Genomic DNA, 16,095 nt, shown 5'->3' on the forward strand with positions numbered 1-16,095 from the left:
GGCCTGGCCGACGGACCCCGCACTCGATCTTCGCCCGGATGCTAGCCGGTGCGCACCAGGCTGAAGTCGTCCGCGTTCACCCAGTTGCCCGCGTTCGCGTCGGACTGCACGCCGACCTGGATCGACCCGTTCGTCACGGTGATCCCGGGGACGGTGACCTTCGTCCAGCCACTGATCGACCGGTTGATCGAAGAGTTCAGCTCACTCGCGCCGAAGTTCCTGGCGAACACGGTCGCCTTGCGCTGACCGCCGCTGCTCTTCACCCAGGCCGACAACGTGTACGACCCGTTCGGCACCGAGATGTTCTGGTAGCGGGTCGCGCTGTACGCCGACGACGAACTCTGCTCGATCGACCACCGCCCGGTGTGCCCACCGAGCTTGTTGTTGTTGACCGAGCCGACATTGGTCCAACCGGCAAGGTTACTCTGAGCGACCCGGTCGGCCTCCACTCCCGGGTTCAGGACGTAGTTGTTCCCGCTGCCGACCGACCACGTCCCGGCCGCCGCGTCGACGTTCCACTGGCTCATCGAACGGAACACCGGCGTCGTCCCGTTGAAGGTGACCGGCACCCAGTCGTTGTACCCGAGCCCGTTCCCGGCGAAGTCGCTCCACCGGTCCCCACCGAACATCACGAACGAGCCGGCCGACCCGGTCACCGTGAACGCCAGGCCTGTCTGGGTCACATGCGAGAAGTCGGCAGCAGTCCCCTGCAGCACGAACTCCGACGAGTACGGACCCATGATGTCCCGCGCCGAGATGCAGTAGGTCTGCGATGAGTTCCAGCCATGCAGATCGGAGGAACAGAAGTAGTAGGTCCCGGCATTCTTGAACATGATGTTGCCTTCACGCCCGACCGGACTGTTGAAGATGTTCTTCGCCGGTTCGACGTGCAGGAAGTCGGAGGTGCGCAGCGGCGCGACGTACAGGTGTGACCGGCCGGACGAGTTGCTGAAGATCACGTACGCCTTGCCGTCGTCGTCGGTGAAGATCGACTGGTCGCCGGACTTGCCGGTGGTGACGTTCGTGATGGTGTCCTGGGTGCCGGCTGCGGTGAACCGCCCGTTCGGCGTACTGCTCGTGGCGAACCATTCCTTGCCGTCGAGTTGGGACACCAGCACGTACTTGCCGGTGGTGGGATTGCGCGAAACCCCGACTCGCCCGATCCAGCCGCCGCTCAGCTCCGCCGACGTGACCGCGTTCCCCTCGAACTTCCAGTTCGCCAGGTCACTGGAAGAGTAGATGGTGATCGCGCTGAAGGAACTGTTGCTGTTCTTCCCGCCGGCAGGATTGTTGTAGTAGCTGACCGCACCGTTGTACTTCACGCCGTACCAGTAATACGTGCTGCCGACCTTCAGCACGCCGCCGCCCTGGGAGTAGATCGGGTTAGCGGCGGTATCCTTCCAGAACACGTCGTTCTGGATCGTCGCCACTGCGGCCGGCCGGGGTGGCTCGGCTGCCTGGGCGGTGCTGATGCCGCCGGCAAGGACCAAGCAGCCGGCCACCGGCAGCGCGAGTCGCCGGACAATCTGCTGCAGCATCTCGGCCCTCTTCATCACAGGAATCCGTCCAGGGCAGCGGTCGGGCGCCTGGTGCTGGAGCTCCAGGCGGTCATGTCGTAGCTCGTGAACGGCGAGTACCCCTCGGGCTCCCAGTAGAAGGTGCCGAGTCCACCGAAGCTCTTGATCCCGCTGACGAACTGCCGCAGGGCGTCGCGGGTCGCGGTTGCCTTGCTCACCGGTCCACCGAACTCGACCTGCATGATCGGCTTGCCGTAGGTGGACTGGATGGTCTGCATGTTGCCGAGGATCGGTGCGACGTTGCTGCCGCCGGCGTACGACGACAGGCCGGTGATGTCCCACTTGCCCCCGTTGCCGCGGTAGGCGTTCATGAAGGCGCGGATGCTGTCCATCTTCTGCGGCTGGGCCAGATGGATCAGCACCGGCGTGGTCGGGAAGATCTGCTTGGACGCGTCGTACGCCGCGTTGAGCAGGCCGGTCATCTGCGCGGGCTTGCTGACGCTGCCGACCGGGTGGCAGATGCCGGTGTTCTGCTCGTTGCCGATCTTCACCCAGCCCGGCTTCACACCGGCGGCCTTGATGACATTCAGCGAGTTGGACACATAGGTGCGGAGCGCGGTAAGCATCTGGCTGTAGGTCATGTTCGCCCAGGCCTTGGGTGGGTTCTGCACGCCGACGGAGTTCCAGGTGTCGCCGAAGTGGAACCCGAGCAGGACCTGCAGCCCGGCGTCCCGGCAACGCGCAGCCATCTTGGCCGTCTCCTGGATACTGCAATGCCCGTTGGCCGGGTCGCTGGACGGATTCACCCACGTCCGCAGACTGATCGCGCCGATGCCGTAACTCTTGAGGATCGTGAACAGGTCCTGGCGTTGCCCGGACTTGTTGTTCCAGTAGTAGCCGTTTGCCTCCATCTGCGGCATCCAGCTGATATCCGCGCCCTTGACGAAGGTCGCGGACGGCGCGGCGTTGGCCGGGCTGCCCGCGCCCAGCGCGAGGGCTCCGGCACCGGCCGCCGTGCCGAGCAGCAGCGTGCGGCGGGAGACTCCGGATCCGGTCGGTCCCGGTGGTTCATGATTGGCGGTTGACATGGGTCTGCACCTCTTCCATGGGGGCGTCAGGAAGTGTTCTCAGCACGGCGCATCGGGGGGCAGCTCCGCCGAATGCTGTGCACGTACACATACCTCCGTACGACGTACGCACCACGATGAAAGCGCAACTCCTCAGACCTGACAAGGGCTCAGCGAGAACTTCTGTGCACGTGCACAGGAGACTAGACTCCGATCGTGGAACACAACGGTGGCCGCCGGCGGCCCACCATCAAGGACGTCGCCGCCGTCGCCGGAGTATCCCGGGGCACCGTGTCACGGGTCCTCAACGGCGGCCGCTGGGTCTCGCCCGATGCGCTCACAGCGGTCCAGGCCGCCATCAAGTCCACCGGGTACGCCGCCAACCGGCATGCCCGCAGCCTGGTGACCGGCCGGGCGAACTCCGTCGCGTTCCTGCTCACCGAGCCGCACCAGCTCCTCTTCGAGGACCCGAACTTCTCCGTCCTGTTGCGCGGAGCGGCAGACGCACTGGCCAAGCGCGACATCCCGCTGCTGCTGATGACCGCGGGTACGCCGGCCGAGCGTCGCCGGGTCACCGACTACGTCACGGCCGGCCACGTCGACGGCGTACTGGTGATCTCCTCGCACGCCCACGACCCGATGGTCGCTTCGCTCCTGCGGGAGAAGATCCCGGTCGTCGCCTGTGGTGTCCCGCTGGGCTACGAAGGAAAGGTCGGCTACGTCGCGGCCGACGATGTCGAGGGCGCCCGCCGGATGGTCAGACACCTGCGCGACTCGGGACGACAGCAGATCGCCACCATCACCGGGCCGCTCGACACCCCAGGCGGCGTACTGCGCCTGCAGGGCTATCGGGACGAGCTGGGTGCCGGCTACGACAAGGAACTGGTTGCCCACGGCGACTACTCCCGGCTGGGTGGGCAGCGTGCGATGGCTGCCCTGCTCGCCGCCCGGCCCGGCATCGACGCGGTCTTCGTCGCCTCGGACCTGATGGCCGCGGGCGCCCTGACCACGCTGGCGGCCCACGGCCGGCGGGTGCCGGAGGACGTCGCGGTCGGCGGCTTCGACGACTCCTGGCTGGCGGCAACGTTGACGCCCGCGCTGACCACGATGCGGCAACCGTTCGAACGGATCACCACCGAGATGGTCCGCCTGCTCGAGGAGATCGTCGGCGGCGAGCGACCGGCCGCGGTCATCCTTCCCACCACCCTCGTCCACCGCGAGTCCACCTGACCCGGCGACCGCCGGCTTTGCCGCTGCCCGCCGCCTTGCCGCCTTGCCGCCTTGCCGCCGGACGAACAGTTCGTGACGCCTCAAGCTGCGGCGCGGCCGGCGTATTGCGCTTCCACAGCACAGAAGTTAACGTCAACATCCTTCGCTGTTCCTGCGGTGCGATCACAAGGACACACCTCATGCGCAGATCGATCCTGACCGCCCTGACCGCCCTCTTCCTCACTGCCGGCAGCCTGTCCGCGACGGCTCCGGCCGCCGATGCCGCGGTGAACTCCTTCTCCGTGCTGACCTACAACGTGGCCGGTCTCCCCGACGGGATCTCGTCGAGCGACCCGGCCACCAACACGCCGCTGATCAGCCCACGGCTGGCGCCGTACGACGTGGTCAACGTTCAAGAGGACTTCAATTACCATGCCGCGCTCTACGCCGGCGACAACCATCCCTACCGCACGCCGACCAGCGGTGGTGCCGCGATCGGCGACGGCCTGAACACCTTGTCCCGGTTCCCGTTCGACGACTTCGACCGGGTCAAGTGGTCGAACTGCAACGGAACCGACTGCCTGACTCCCAAGGGCTTCAGCCTCAACCGGATCCGGCTGGCCGAGGGCGTGTACGTCGATCTCTACAACCTGCACCCGAACGCGGGCACCGAGACCGCCGACCTCGCAGCCCGCCGGGCCAACCTCACTCAGCTCACCCAGTACATCGTCGCCCACTCGGCCGGCAATGCCGTGATCGTCATGGGCGACACCAACACCCGCTACACCCGGACCGAGGACAACATCCGCGAGCTCGTCACCGGCGCCGGCCTGACCGACGCCTGGGTCCAGCTGATCCGAGGCGGTCAGGCCCCGCCGCTGGGCAGCCCCGCACTGGTGTGCGACCCGAACGCGGTGACCAACACCTGCGAGGTGGTCGACAAGGTCCTCTACCGCGGCAACAGGTTCATCAACCTCACCGCGACCCAGTACAACAACGAGAACCAGAAGTTCCTCGACAGCGCTGGGAAGCCGTTGTCGGACCACTATCCGCATCTGGTCCGCTTCAACTGGTCCCTCAACGACCAGATCAAGATGAGCGACCAGTTCGGCGGCCCGCACGGTGATCCGTTCACCGATGTGGATCGGGTGGCCGGGAGTACCGCCGTACGATCCGTCCGTCTGAGTGGCGCCGCTCGCCTGGACCGGATCGGGCTGACGCTCGGCAACGGCACCGTCCTCACGCATGGCGGTTCCGGCGGGACCCAGAGCGAACTGACGCTTGCCCCGAACGAGCGCATCACCCGGATCACCTTGACCCAGGGACAGTACAACCAGCACACGAGGATCTTCTCGGCCGCTGTCCTCACCAATAGCGGCCGGACCTTGTCAGCCGGCACTCCGACCAGTTCGACGATCACCTTCACCGCGCCGACCGGATGGCAGATCACCGGATTCACCGGCAGAGCAGGCGACGGGGTCGACAAGTTAGGTGTGATCTACCAGCCCTGACCGGCAGCCGCCGTCATCCACCCTCAGTGAGGAGACCGCCCCCATGGACTCACCCATGAACATCCACCGCCGCACTCTGCTCGCCGCGGCCGGCGCCACCGCCGCGAGCGCCGTCCTCAGCACCGGTACGGCGCGCGCCGACGCGACCGTCCGGGTCGACCCGGCCGCCGATCAGGGCGCCTGGGAGGGCTGGGGCACCTCGCTGGCCTGGTGGGCCAACGTGTTCGGCGATCGCGACGACTTCGCCGACCTGTTCTTCACCACCAAGACCGTGAGTTACAACGGCGCCTCGCTGCCCGGCCTCGGACTGAACATCGCCCGCTACAACCTCGGTGCGAGCAGCTGGAACGCCATCGGCAGCGAGCGGATGGCGGTCTCCCCCAACATCCCGCGGTTCAAGCAGATCGAGGGGTTCTGGCAGGACTGGAACAACGAGGATCCGGCGTCCTCGGCGTGGAACTGGAACGCCGACGCCAAGCAACGCGCGATGCTGACCAAGGCGACCCAGCGGGGCGCGATCAGCGAGCTGTTCGCCAACTCGCCGATGTGGTGGATGTGCTCGAACCACAACCCGTCCGGAGCCGCGGACGGTGGCAACAACCTCCAGTCCTGGAACCATCGTCAGCACGCACTGCACCTGGCGACGACCGCCCGTCACGCCCGCGACCAGTGGGGTGTGAACTTCCGGACCGTGGACGCGTTCAACGAGCCGTCGTCCGGCTGGTGGAAGGCCGACGGCGGGCAGGAGGGCTGCCACATCGACGCGACGACCCAGCGCAGCGTCGTCGCCAACCTGCGCACCGAACTCGACCGCGTCGGCTTGACCGGCGTGGGCATCTCGGCCTCCGACGAGACGAACTACGACCTGGCCCGTACGACGTGGAACAGCTTCGACTCAGCCACGAAGGACCGCGTCCGGCAGGTCAACGTGCACGGGTACCAAGGCCTCGATGGTCGCCGCGACCTGCTGGGCAACGATGTTCGGGCATCGGGCAAGGTGCTGTGGAACTCCGAGCACGGCGACTCCGACGGCAGCGGCATGATGACCGCCCGTTGCCTGCTGATGGACTTCCGCTGGCTCAAGCCGACGGCGTGGTGTTACTGGCAGGTGATGGACCCGACTGCCGGCTGGGGCACGATCCGGTACGACGGCAGCTCGGCTCAGCCGGGTGCGGTGGAGACCAAGCTGTACGTGCTGGCCCAATTCACCCGGCACATCCGGCCCGGGATGCGGATCATCAACACGGGTGTCGACTACGCCGTTGCGGCCCACGACGCCACAAACCGCCGACTGGTGATCGTTGCCGCCAACAACGGGAGCGCGCAGAACCTCACCTTCGACCTGTCACCGTTCGGCACGGTGCCGAACGGCACGGCGACTCGATGGTCCACGCTGACGTCAGGTTCCGGCGACCGGTACACCCGGCGCCAGGACCTGACGGTCAGCGGGGAACTCGTCAAGGTGCCCTTCGCGGCAGGCGCCGTCCAGACCATCCAGGTGGACGGCGTCGTCCGCTGAGCCGTTCTACTTCAGGTACGCCGACAGTGGGATCTGCTGGTCTCGCACCGCCTTCGTGACCACGCCTGCGATCTGACGGGCTCCGGCGGCTTCGAAGTGGGTGTGGTCGTTGCAGAAGAACGCACCGACCGGTCCCGATCCGTAGTCGCCGTTGTTCGGGCAGAACCGCAGGGTGTTGTAGAGGGTGTAACTCAACCGGTGCAAGTCGATGACCGGTACCTGGTTGGCAACCGCGGCAGCGTTCGTTTCGCTGATGAAACCGCGGTTGCCAACGGCGGTCCCGCCCGAGCACGTGATCGCGGCGACCGGGGTCAGGAAGACCGGATGTGCACCACGGGCCTTGGCTGCGTTCGCCATCACCCCGAGCAACTCGCGGTACCGGGCCGAACCCACATGCCGTGGACAGTTGGGGTCGCCGTCGTTGATCCCGAACTGGATCAGCAGGTAGTCGCCGGCCTTCATGCCGGTCGTTGCATCGAGCATCGACTGCCAGCGCGACGCGTAGCTGACCGGGTTGATCACACACTCACCGGCGGCGTTCTTGGTACCGGTGACATTGCGCTCGTACAGCCAGGTCTGGATGCTTCGCCCGGCGACAGCGTTGTTCCGGACGGTGACGTTGGCATTGAAGTAGGGGGCGACCTGATGCCCCCAACCGACCGGGCAGGTCGCGCCACTCGACGGCGCTGCCATGGTGGAGTCACCGGCGAGCCACACGGTAATGGGAGCTTGCGCCGCCGGACCTGTCGACGCTGCTGCCGGCGACGACGCGCAGGGGTTCGCGACCGCCGGTATCGCCGCATTCACGGTGACCGTCGAGAACACGAGTGCCGCGCCGGTCATCAGGGCCGCCCGGACGAAGGCTGATCGAAGATTCATCGTGCACTCCTTACACGTAGTCGTCGAGGATCGCGGTCAGCCGCTGGGTGATCTTCAGGTGGCCTGCCTCGGTGGGATGGACGTTGTCGCTGGTGTCCGTGGCCGGGTCGATCCACCCTGCGGTGTCGATGAAGTGGACTTTGCTGTCACCGGCCGAGGTGCGGGCCGCCACTGCGTTGCGGGTCTCGGGGACATAGCGATTGCGGAAGGTTCCCATCGCGAAGATCTGGGCCGACGGATAGGCACGACGTACGCGCTCGAGCATCACCACGTAGTTCTGCTGGAAGGTCGCCGCCGAGACACCGTGGCCGACGTCGTTGGTGCCCAGGTTGATCACGACAGCGGAGGCCTGGTACGTCGAGAAGTTCCAGTCGTCGGTCGTCACCCAGGCCGACGAGCGGCGGAACCAGTCGACCATTCCGTAGCAGTCCTGGTTGACCAGGCAGGCGCCGCCTTGTGCGACTTGGGTGTGCGCGGCTTTCAGCGCCTCCCCCGTGAGCCATGGGTAGGCAGTGAACGGCCGGTTCGCGTTCGGCTGCCCCACGGTGATCGAGTCACCGATGAACTCGACAAGCTTCTGCGGTCTGCTGATCGCAGTCGTCTGCCCACCACTGGCGAGGACAAGGCCGCCGAAGACCGGGTCACCGGTGTACGAACCGGCCCGCTCCCGATAGCCGATCCGGACCTTGTGCGTACTGTTCGACAGACCGGTGGCGAGGCTGACGTTGCCGGAGACGTTGCGCCGCCACTGCAGCGGCTTGCCGTCGACCGAGTAGTACAGATCGATCGCGTTGCGCTGCCGTACGCCGATGGAGCTTCCGGTGAAGGCGGCCTCGAGATATCCGCCGGCCCAGCCCATCGAGTAGTACGACGCGTTGGAACGGTTCCAGCGACCGTAGTACTGGATGTTCGTGTCGTTCGGCTGACCGCCGCCGGCCAGCGTCGGAGCCTTGGCAGCAACAACCGTGTTGCTGATCGCAAAGCTGGGGTGCGGCGGCTGGTTGTAGCCGGTGTTCTGCCAGGCGACGGCCAGCCGGTACTGGCGGTCCTGCATCAGCGACGGCCGGCTGATCGACGTACTGTCCGTTGTGGAGTAGATCCGAAGTGCCTTGTTGTCCGACGTCCGCCAGACCACTTCTTCGCGCCAGTCGCCGAGGATGTCGGCCGAGAGAGCGGGAGTGGACTTCGTGCCGTTGTTCGATGCCACTCCCGAACCGGTCAGCAGGCGGGTGTCGCCGCTGGTGCCGTACTTGTCGATATGCGTACCGTCGAGCAACTCACGCTGTGCGTCGCCGTCCCACCAGATGACGAAGTTGATCGAACCAGGCTTGCGGGCCGCGACCTGGCTGCCGTTGGTAGCACTACGCAAGCCGTCGACCGCCGCCGACCAGGCCTCGGCGCCTGGGTTGCCGGCCCAGATGTCTTCGGCGACCCCCCGGCCGTTGTCGCAGCCGCAGGAAGGTGCGTTCCAGATGATCTGCCCGGTGCGGGCGTCGGCCATCCAGTGCGCAGGTTCGTTGGTCCACTCCGACACCTTGAACACCTCGAGGCCCGGCCGGGTGGGGATGAAGTCGCCGACGTGGTAAGCGTCACCGTGGTGGTAGGGGGTCTGCCACAGTCCGCGGCCGTTGTCGTCGATCGCCATCCCGCCGTACAGCACTTCGTCGCGGCCGTCGGCATCCACATCGGCGATGGACAGTTGGTGGTTACCCTTGCCGGTCCACTGGCTGCCCGCGCTGTTGGAGTCGAAGATCCAGCGTTGCGTCAGCGCGCCGTTCCGGAAGTCCCAGGCGGTGATGACCGACCGGGTGTAGTAGCCGCGGGCCATGATGATGCTCGGCCGCGAGCCATCCAAGTACGCCGTACCGGCCAGGAATCGGTCGACCCGGTTGCCGTAGCCGTCACCCCAATCCGACACAGTGCCACGCGGCGGCTGATAGTTCGCCGTCGCCAGAACAGCACCGTCCGTACCGCGGAACACCGACAAGAACTCCGGCCCAGTCAGGACATAACCGCTGGAGTTGCGATGGTCAGCCGAAGCGTTCCCGATCACCTGGCCAGTTCCTGACCGGGTGCCGTCGCCAGTCTTCACCGCGACCTCGGCTTTGCCGTCACCGTCGTAGTCGAAGACCTGAAACTGCGTGTAGTGCGCGCCTGCCCGGATATTGCGGCCGAGATCGATCCGCCACAACCGCGTGCCGTTCAGCTTGTACGCATCCAGATAGACGTTGCCCGTATAGCCGGCCTGCGAGTTGTCGTGCGCGTTCGTCGGATCCCACTTGACGACGAATTCGTACTGCCCGTCGCCATCCAGATCACCAACGCTCGTGTCATTGGCCGTGTAGGTGTAGGCCTCACCCGACGGCGTCGTTCCACCGGCCGGGATCTGCAACGGCACATCCCGGCTGCTCGCCTCCGCTCCCCTGACGCTGTCCAACGACAGCGAGTCCTCCGCGGTGAACTTCGCCTGCTGCTCGACACCAGCCACGACAGCCCGTACGACGTACTTCGCACCGGCCGCTCCTGCTGCGTCCACGAAACTCGTCGGACCACTGACCGGACTCGGGTTCACCTTGATGCCGTTGCGGTAGACGTTGTACGCGACATCGGCCGGGTCGTCCGCGAGCAGCCGCCAGCTGACCCGGTTGCCTTGCGCCGTGTGCACACTGATCACACCGCGGTTCAGCGTCTCGGTCTGGACCTTCGCCGCCGGACTGCCCCCAGCCGCCACGGGCACCGGACTGCTCTCGGTTGCCGCCGCGGGTGTCGGGCGCAGGAAGCCGGTCAGCGAGAGGTTGCGCTCGCGGACACCTTGGACGACCAGGTCCGCCATCCGCGTCGCGCCGTACACCGAGAAGTGGGTGTTGTCATTGGCTTCCTTGGTGAGATAGAGCTGCTGGGACGCTGTCGGTCCGAGCGATTCCACCAAGGCCTTGCTCTTGGCGGTCAGATCGATCACCGGGACGTTCGCGCTCTGACCGAGTGCCCGGATCACCGCGGGCAGGTCCACCCCACGACCGTTGACGTGCAGCGCCGTCGGGGTCAGGGTGCTGCCGCTGAACAACCGTCGTACCGGCGGTGTCACCAGCACCGCGATCCCGCCGCGCTCGCGCACGCCGTTGACCATCTTCGTGAGGTTGTCCCGGAAGGCGGTCGCGGTGGTGTCCTTGTCGTTGTGCCCGAACTGGATGAAGACCAGGTCCTTGCTCTTGATCAGCGGCTTCATCGTCGGGAACAACGCGGCGTTGGCGAGGAAACTGCCGGAGCTCTCGCCGGAGTCGCCGTAGTTGGCCACGACGGCACCGCTTTTCACCCGGGTGGGCAGGAGCTGTCCCCACCCGGCGTACGGGGCGCCCGGCTGGTCACAGACGGTCGAGTCACCGGCGAGGTAGGCGACCAGCGGAGCGGCGGCCGGCTTGACGGTGAGCGCACCGATCGCCGGCGCGCTGCCGTCGAAGGTGATGCTCAGGCCCGGCGTACCGGTTCCGCCTTGGCCGGTCGGCTGTCCTTCCGGGATGCGGACGTTGACCGTGGCGGTACTGCGGATTACCTGGCCCGCGCTGGTCGAGACGGCGGGCAGCACCTGTCTGCGGGTCTCCACCGACATGGCGGTGCTGGCGGCCCGGGTCGGGCTGCCGAGATCGACCGAGACGTCATAGTTGCCAGGGGCAACGTCGAAGTGGCAGCTGATCGGTGCCGTACCCGAGCAGCCCGCGGGCAGCGCGGCGGACTGCGCGGCGACCGGCAACGGGCTCAGCGAGCCGACGATCAGCGCCGAGCTGAGGAGCACTTTTCGAAGGGTGGACATGGGGCGGTACCTCTTCCTCTATGGGCGAAGGAAAAGCGGGCGGCGCGCGATCCTGGGAACCGAAGAATGGGCGCGATGTTCACGACGGGGAGCGTGAACACTCTGAGCGACCGCGCGATCACCAATGATGAAAGCGCAAGTTCCCGGACCTGACAAGACCTGACCCGGAAATATGTGAGCGTGAACAGTGGCCGGGTCCCGGCGACCCGGTCCGATCCGGAGCCGCACTTGTAAACTGCGGGCACAGGGCATCGATTGCTGGGACGGAGGACGATGGCGACGCCCAGCATCAAGGAGGTCGCCGAACGCGCAGGCGTGTCGGTGGGGACGGTCAGCAACGTGCTGAACCGTCCGGAGATCGTCGCACCGGCGACCAAACGGCGCGTGCAGGAGAGCATCCAGGCGCTCGGATTCGTGCGCAACGAGGCGGCCCGGCATCTTCGCGCAGGCCGCAGCCGGACCGTCGGGCTGATCGTCCTCGACGTCGCCAATCCCTTCTTCACCGACATCGCCGAGGGAGCCGAGGCGTGCGCCCAGGAGCACGAAACCCTGGTGATGCTCTGCAACAGCAAGACCGACCGGGTCCGTGAGGACAACCACCTGGATCAGCTTGAGCAGCAGCGGGTGCTCGGGATCCTGATCACCCCGCTGGACAGCGACGATCCGCAGCTGACCGCCCTGGCCGCACGCGGTACGCCGGTCGTGCTGGTCGATCGCACCACGGACCGCGGGCTGTGCTCGGTCAGTGTCGACGACCAGCTCGGCGGCCGGCTGGCCGGAGCCCACCTGATCGAGGCCGGTCATCGCCGGATCGCCTTCATCGGTGGGCCGTTCGGCATGCAGCAGGTGTCCGACCGGATGGCCGGCCTGAAGACCACCGTCGAGCGTGCGCGCAACGTCAAGCTGCAGTGTCACGAGGTCGACGTGATGGGCGTGAACGAAGGCCGCGCGATCGGCGAGCAGATCGCCCGGCTGCCGGCCCGGTCGCGACCGACGGCCGCCTTCCTGGCCAACGACCTGCTGGCGCTGGGTTTCCTGCAAGCGATGGCCGTCGCCGGTCTGCGGGTGCCGGACGACATGGCGATCGTCGGGTACGACGACATCGACTTCGCCCGTGCGGCCGCCGTCCCGCTGACCTCGGTCCGCCAGCCCGCCGAGTTGCTCGGCCGATCGGCGATGGAACTGCTGCAGGAAGAGGTCGAGGCCGCCGACGGCCACCGGCACCGTCAGGTGATCTTCCAGCCGGACCTGATCGTCCGCGCCTCCAGCGACTTCACCCGCTGACCGCGGCCGCCGACCACTCGCAGATCAGCGGCGATCAGTCGGCGACAAGCGCTTTCCCAACTCTTGACATTGAGACGATTCAACCATACGGTCACATCACTTTTCGCCCGCAGATCCAGTCGGCCTAGGAGTGACGATGAGCGGCACCGGTTGGTCGATCAAGCTCTATCACGCTGCGGACGAAGCGATCTGGGTGCTCCGGCTGAACTGCTGCTGGCTCGGTTTCACCCTGCTCGGCGGCGTGCTGTTCGGGATCGGCCCGGCCTCGCTCGCCGCGTATTCACTGGCTCGACGCAGGACTTTCGGTGAATCGTTTCATATTGTCCCCGCCTTCACCACCGCGTTCCGGCGCGAGTTCCGTCGTGGCACGCTGCTGGGGCTGCCACTGGCCGCCGCCGCGATCGTGCTGATCGGCAACTACCTGCTCTTCGCCTCGCTCGGTCAGAAGGCCACGCTGCCCCGCCTCGGCAGCCTGCTCGCACTGGTCGCCCTCGGCGTCATCACCGCGTACCTGCTGCCGATGGCCGTGCACTTCGACCTGGGGGTCCGCGAGTTGTTGCCGAAGGCATCGTTGATCGCGCTGGCGCGACCGGCGTCCTCGGTGATCCTGCTCTTCGTCGCGCTCTCCATCGCCTACGTCTCGGTCAGGTTCCCGGTGTTCGGGATCCTGCTCGCCGGCGGTGCCTGGATCCAGCTGGACACCTGGCTCTGCCTGCGCTTCTTCGCCGAGAACGAGGCCCGCCTGCATCTGAAAGGGAACTCATGACCATCCTCTCCGCCCGGCGGCTGGCGCTGGCCGCGTCGGTGTCGCTGCTCGCCGTCGCCGGTTGCTCCGGTGGTGGCACCGGTGACAAGGGCCAGGCCACCGACGAACTCACCGTGATGGCGCCGTTGTTCGGCACCGCGCCCGACCCGGGCGGTGAGATGCAGCAGGCGGTCGAGAAGCTGATCGGCAAGAAGCTCAAGATCACCTGGGTGCCGAACGCCGAGTACGGCGACAAGTCGAACGTCACCTTGGCCTCGGACAAGATCCCCGACGTGATGGTGGTGAACGAGAAGGGTCCGTCGTTCGTCAAGGCGGCCGAGGCCGGCGCGTTCTGGGACCTGACCGGCAAGCTCGACAAGTACCCGAACCTGAAGCCTGCCAACGAGCAGACCGCGAAGAACACGATGACCAACGGCAAGACCTACGGGATCTACCGGGTCCGGCCGCTGCTGCGCTCCGGCATCGTGATCCGCAAGGACTGGCTGGCCAAACTCGGCCTGAAGGAACCCCGCACGGTCGACGACCTGCGGGCAGTGGCGAAGGCGTTCACCGAGCAGGACCCGGATGGCAACGGCAAGAAGGACACCTACGGCCTGATCATCCCGAAGTGGCCCGGCAACTACGCCAGCGCCAGCCCGTACGACGTGATCGAAACCTGGTTCGGTGCCCCCAACGGCTGGGGCGAGCGGGACGGCAAACTCGTCCCAGGCTTCGACACCCCGGAGTTCCTGGCCGCCAACCGCTGGCTGCGCGGCTGGATCTCCGAAGGTCTGGTCAACCCCGACTTCGTCACCCTGGACAGCGCCAACTGGAACGACCCCTTCGTGCAGGGCAAGGGCGGGATGATCATCGACGTCAACGTCCGCGCCACCCAGCTGCTCGACCTGTTCAAGGAGAAGACCCCGAAGGACTTCGACAAGGTCACCCTGGTCGGCAACCTCGCCCGCTCCGACGGGAAGAAGTTCTCCTACCCGTTCACCGGTTACAACATGGTGATGGCGATCTCCAAGCAGCACGTGCGCACCGAGGAGCAGCTCGACCAGGTCCTGCAGACCCTCGACAAGCTGGAGTCCAAGGAGGGCTCGATCCTGCTCACCAACGGCATCGAGGGCCGCAACTTCAAGGCCGAGGGCCAGTACGCCGTACCGATCAACTCCGACGACCCGAAGGTCAAGGCGATCCAGAACGACGTGGACAAGGCCTTCATCCAGCTCGGTACCCGGGCCAGTGTCGGGATGGGCGCCTACCGGCCGCGGCCGGCCGACGAGGCCAGCCGGGCGATGCGTGACAAGTTCGACGTGCTGATGAAGGAGGACCTGAAGACCGCGGTCTTCAACCCCGCGCTCGGCGTGATCGCACCGACCGCGATCTCGAAGGGGCAGACCATCGACACGATCATCCCGGACGCCCGGATCAAGTACCTGTCCGGCGCCATCACCGAGGACCAGCTGAAGGCACAGATCAAGCGCTGGTACGACGCGGGCGGCACCCAGATCGTCCAAGAGGTCAATGACCTGGTCGCCAAGGTCGGCGGCTGACCTGTGGCCACCGACCTGGTGCCCGAGGTAGCCCAGCCCGCCGCGGAGGTCTCGCGGCGGGCGCCGGCCCCGAAGCGCAGGCGGCGTACCAGGCCGTTGTGGCGGGACGTGGTCCGCTACCGCTGGCTGTATCTGCTGCTCCTGCCCGGCCTGGTGTACTTCATCGTCTTCAAGTACCTGCCGATGTACGGCCTCACCATCGCGTTCAAGGACTACGTGCCGTTCCTCGGCTACTCCGGTAGCGAGTGGGTCGGGCTGAAGCACTTCCAGGAGCTCTTCACCGGACCGGACTTCGGTCGGTTGCTCGGCAATACGATGCTGCTGGCCCTGCTGACGATCGTCTTCGTCTTTCCGGCGCCGATCATCGTCTCCCTGCTGCTGAACGAGTTGCGGGTCAACGTGCTGAAGCGCTCCGTCCAGTCACTGATTTACATCCCGCACTTCCTGTCCTGGACGATCGTTGCCTCGCTCACCTATCTGCTGTTCTCGGTCGACTTCGGCGTGATCGCGAACTGGATCCATGGCGTGGTCGGTGGCCAGAAGACCGACTACGTGGCGCAGGCCGACTGGTTCCGGCCACTGATCGTGGCACAGCTGCTTTGGAAACAGACCGGCTGGGGCACGATCATCTACCTCGCCGCGCTCGCCGGGGTCGACTCCCAGCTCTACGAAGCGGCCCGGGTCGACGGCGCCGGGCGGTGGCGGCAGTTCTGGCACATCACGCTGCCGGCCATCCGGCCCACCATCGTGGTGATGGCGATCCTCACCTCCGGTCACCTGCTGGATTCCGGGTTCGAGCAGATCTGGTTGATGACCACGTCGCTCAACCGCGACGTCGCCGATGTGTTCGACACCTTCGTCTACTTCATCGGCATCACCCAGGGCGCGTTCAGCTATGCGACCGCGGTCGGACTGTTCAAGGGCCTGGTCGGTGTCGTGCTGATCTTCGGCTCGAACTTCCTGGCCAAGCGGCTCGGCCAACGCGGATTGTTCTGAG

At 66.3% G+C, this 16,095-nt stretch carries 11 protein-coding genes; 7 read left to right on the top strand and 4 right to left on the bottom strand.

Annotated features, from left to right (window positions below; genetic code table 11):
• Positions 1 to 41: 41 nt before the first annotated feature.
• Together ABZ004_RS10380 and ABZ004_RS10385 are read right to left on the bottom strand one after the other, a co-directional pair.
• A complete protein-coding gene (locus ABZ004_RS10380) occupies positions 42 to 1,553 on the bottom strand; it encodes a family 43 glycosylhydrolase (protein WP_355679496.1) in 1,512 nt (503 codons plus the stop codon).
• Positions 1,553 to 2,605, bottom strand: a complete 1,053-nt coding sequence (locus tag ABZ004_RS10385; RefSeq protein WP_355679497.1) for a glycosyl hydrolase 53 family protein — start codon at positions 2,603 to 2,605, stop codon at positions 1,553 to 1,555. The genes ABZ004_RS10380 and ABZ004_RS10385 overlap by 1 nt, the downstream gene beginning before the upstream one ends.
• A gap of 195 nt (positions 2,606 to 2,800) precedes the next feature.
• Here ABZ004_RS10385 and ABZ004_RS10390 point away from each other — a divergent pair, with 195 nt between their 5' ends.
• The 3 genes from ABZ004_RS10390 to ABZ004_RS10400 all read left to right on the top strand — a co-directional run bounded on the left by ABZ004_RS10390 (position 2,801) and on the right by ABZ004_RS10400 (position 6,823).
• Positions 2,801 to 3,814: a LacI family DNA-binding transcriptional regulator gene (locus ABZ004_RS10390; RefSeq protein ID WP_355679498.1), complete on the top strand. Its 1,014-nt coding sequence runs from the start codon at positions 2,801 to 2,803 to the stop codon at positions 3,812 to 3,814.
• A gap of 179 nt (positions 3,815 to 3,993) precedes the next feature.
• The gene (locus tag ABZ004_RS10395) at positions 3,994 to 5,304 is read left to right on the top strand and encodes a jacalin-like lectin (protein WP_355679499.1); all 1,311 of its coding nucleotides are present in this window, start codon (positions 3,994 to 3,996) and stop codon (positions 5,302 to 5,304) included.
• A 43-nt stretch (positions 5,305 to 5,347) separates the two neighbouring features.
• Complete coding sequence (locus tag ABZ004_RS10400; RefSeq protein ID WP_355679500.1) at positions 5,348 to 6,823, top strand: glycoside hydrolase; 1,476 nt, start codon at positions 5,348 to 5,350, stop codon at positions 6,821 to 6,823.
• 6 nt (positions 6,824 to 6,829) lie between these two features.
• On the opposite strand, the gene ABZ004_RS10405 is transcribed toward ABZ004_RS10400, so the two are convergent.
• Entirely contained in the window at positions 6,830 to 7,702 is an 873-nt protein-coding gene (locus ABZ004_RS10405; RefSeq protein ID WP_355679501.1) for an SGNH/GDSL hydrolase family protein, read from the bottom strand.
• Between the two features lie 10 nt (positions 7,703 to 7,712).
• Complete coding sequence (locus ABZ004_RS10410; RefSeq protein ID WP_355679502.1) at positions 7,713 to 11,510, bottom strand: GDSL-type esterase/lipase family protein; 3,798 nt, start codon at positions 11,508 to 11,510, stop codon at positions 7,713 to 7,715.
• Positions 11,511 to 11,783: 273 nt separating this feature from the next.
• On the opposite strand from ABZ004_RS10410, the gene ABZ004_RS10415 reads away from it, so the two are divergent.
• The 4 genes from ABZ004_RS10415 to ABZ004_RS10430 all read left to right on the top strand — a co-directional run bounded on the left by ABZ004_RS10415 (position 11,784) and on the right by ABZ004_RS10430 (position 16,094).
• A complete protein-coding gene (locus ABZ004_RS10415) occupies positions 11,784 to 12,794 on the top strand; it encodes a LacI family DNA-binding transcriptional regulator (protein WP_355679503.1) in 1,011 nt (336 codons plus the stop codon).
• A 136-nt stretch (positions 12,795 to 12,930) separates the two neighbouring features.
• A complete protein-coding gene (locus tag ABZ004_RS10420; RefSeq protein ID WP_355679504.1) occupies positions 12,931 to 13,560 on the top strand; it encodes a DUF624 domain-containing protein in 630 nt (209 codons plus the stop codon).
• Entirely contained in the window at positions 13,557 to 15,098 is a 1,542-nt protein-coding gene (locus ABZ004_RS10425; protein ID WP_355679505.1) for an extracellular solute-binding protein, read from the top strand. Before ABZ004_RS10420 ends, ABZ004_RS10425 begins: the two co-directional genes overlap by 4 nt.
• A gap of 3 nt (positions 15,099 to 15,101) precedes the next feature.
• Positions 15,102 to 16,094 carry an ABC transporter permease subunit gene (locus ABZ004_RS10430; RefSeq protein WP_355679506.1) on the top strand — a complete coding sequence of 331 codons (993 nt, stop codon included), beginning with the start codon at positions 15,102 to 15,104 and terminating at the stop codon, positions 16,092 to 16,094.
• Position 16,095: the final 1 nt, after the last annotated feature.

It is taken from the genome of Kribbella sp. NPDC006257, assembly GCF_040613535.1.
Taxonomy (GTDB): Bacteria; Actinomycetota; Actinomycetes; order Propionibacteriales; family Kribbellaceae; genus Kribbella.

Coding starts and splice junctions, on each gene's coding strand:
- ABZ004_RS10420 (WP_355679504.1), top strand. CDS start 12,931: ATGAGCGGCACCGGTTGGTCGATCAAGCTCTATCACGCTGCGGACGAA.
- ABZ004_RS10400 (WP_355679500.1), top strand. CDS start 5,348: ATGGACTCACCCATGAACATCCACCGCCGCACTCTGCTCGCCGCGGCC.
- ABZ004_RS10425 (WP_355679505.1), top strand. CDS start 13,557: ATGACCATCCTCTCCGCCCGGCGGCTGGCGCTGGCCGCGTCGGTGTCG.
- ABZ004_RS10405 (WP_355679501.1), bottom strand. CDS start 7,702: ATGAATCTTCGATCAGCCTTCGTCCGGGCGGCCCTGATGACCGGCGCG.
- ABZ004_RS10380 (WP_355679496.1), bottom strand. CDS start 1,553: ATGAAGAGGGCCGAGATGCTGCAGCAGATTGTCCGGCGACTCGCGCTG.
- ABZ004_RS10410 (WP_355679502.1), bottom strand. CDS start 11,510: ATGTCCACCCTTCGAAAAGTGCTCCTCAGCTCGGCGCTGATCGTCGGC.
- ABZ004_RS10385 (WP_355679497.1), bottom strand. CDS start 2,605: ATGTCAACCGCCAATCATGAACCACCGGGACCGACCGGATCCGGAGTC.
- ABZ004_RS10395 (WP_355679499.1), top strand. CDS start 3,994: ATGCGCAGATCGATCCTGACCGCCCTGACCGCCCTCTTCCTCACTGCC.
- ABZ004_RS10415 (WP_355679503.1), top strand. CDS start 11,784: ATGGCGACGCCCAGCATCAAGGAGGTCGCCGAACGCGCAGGCGTGTCG.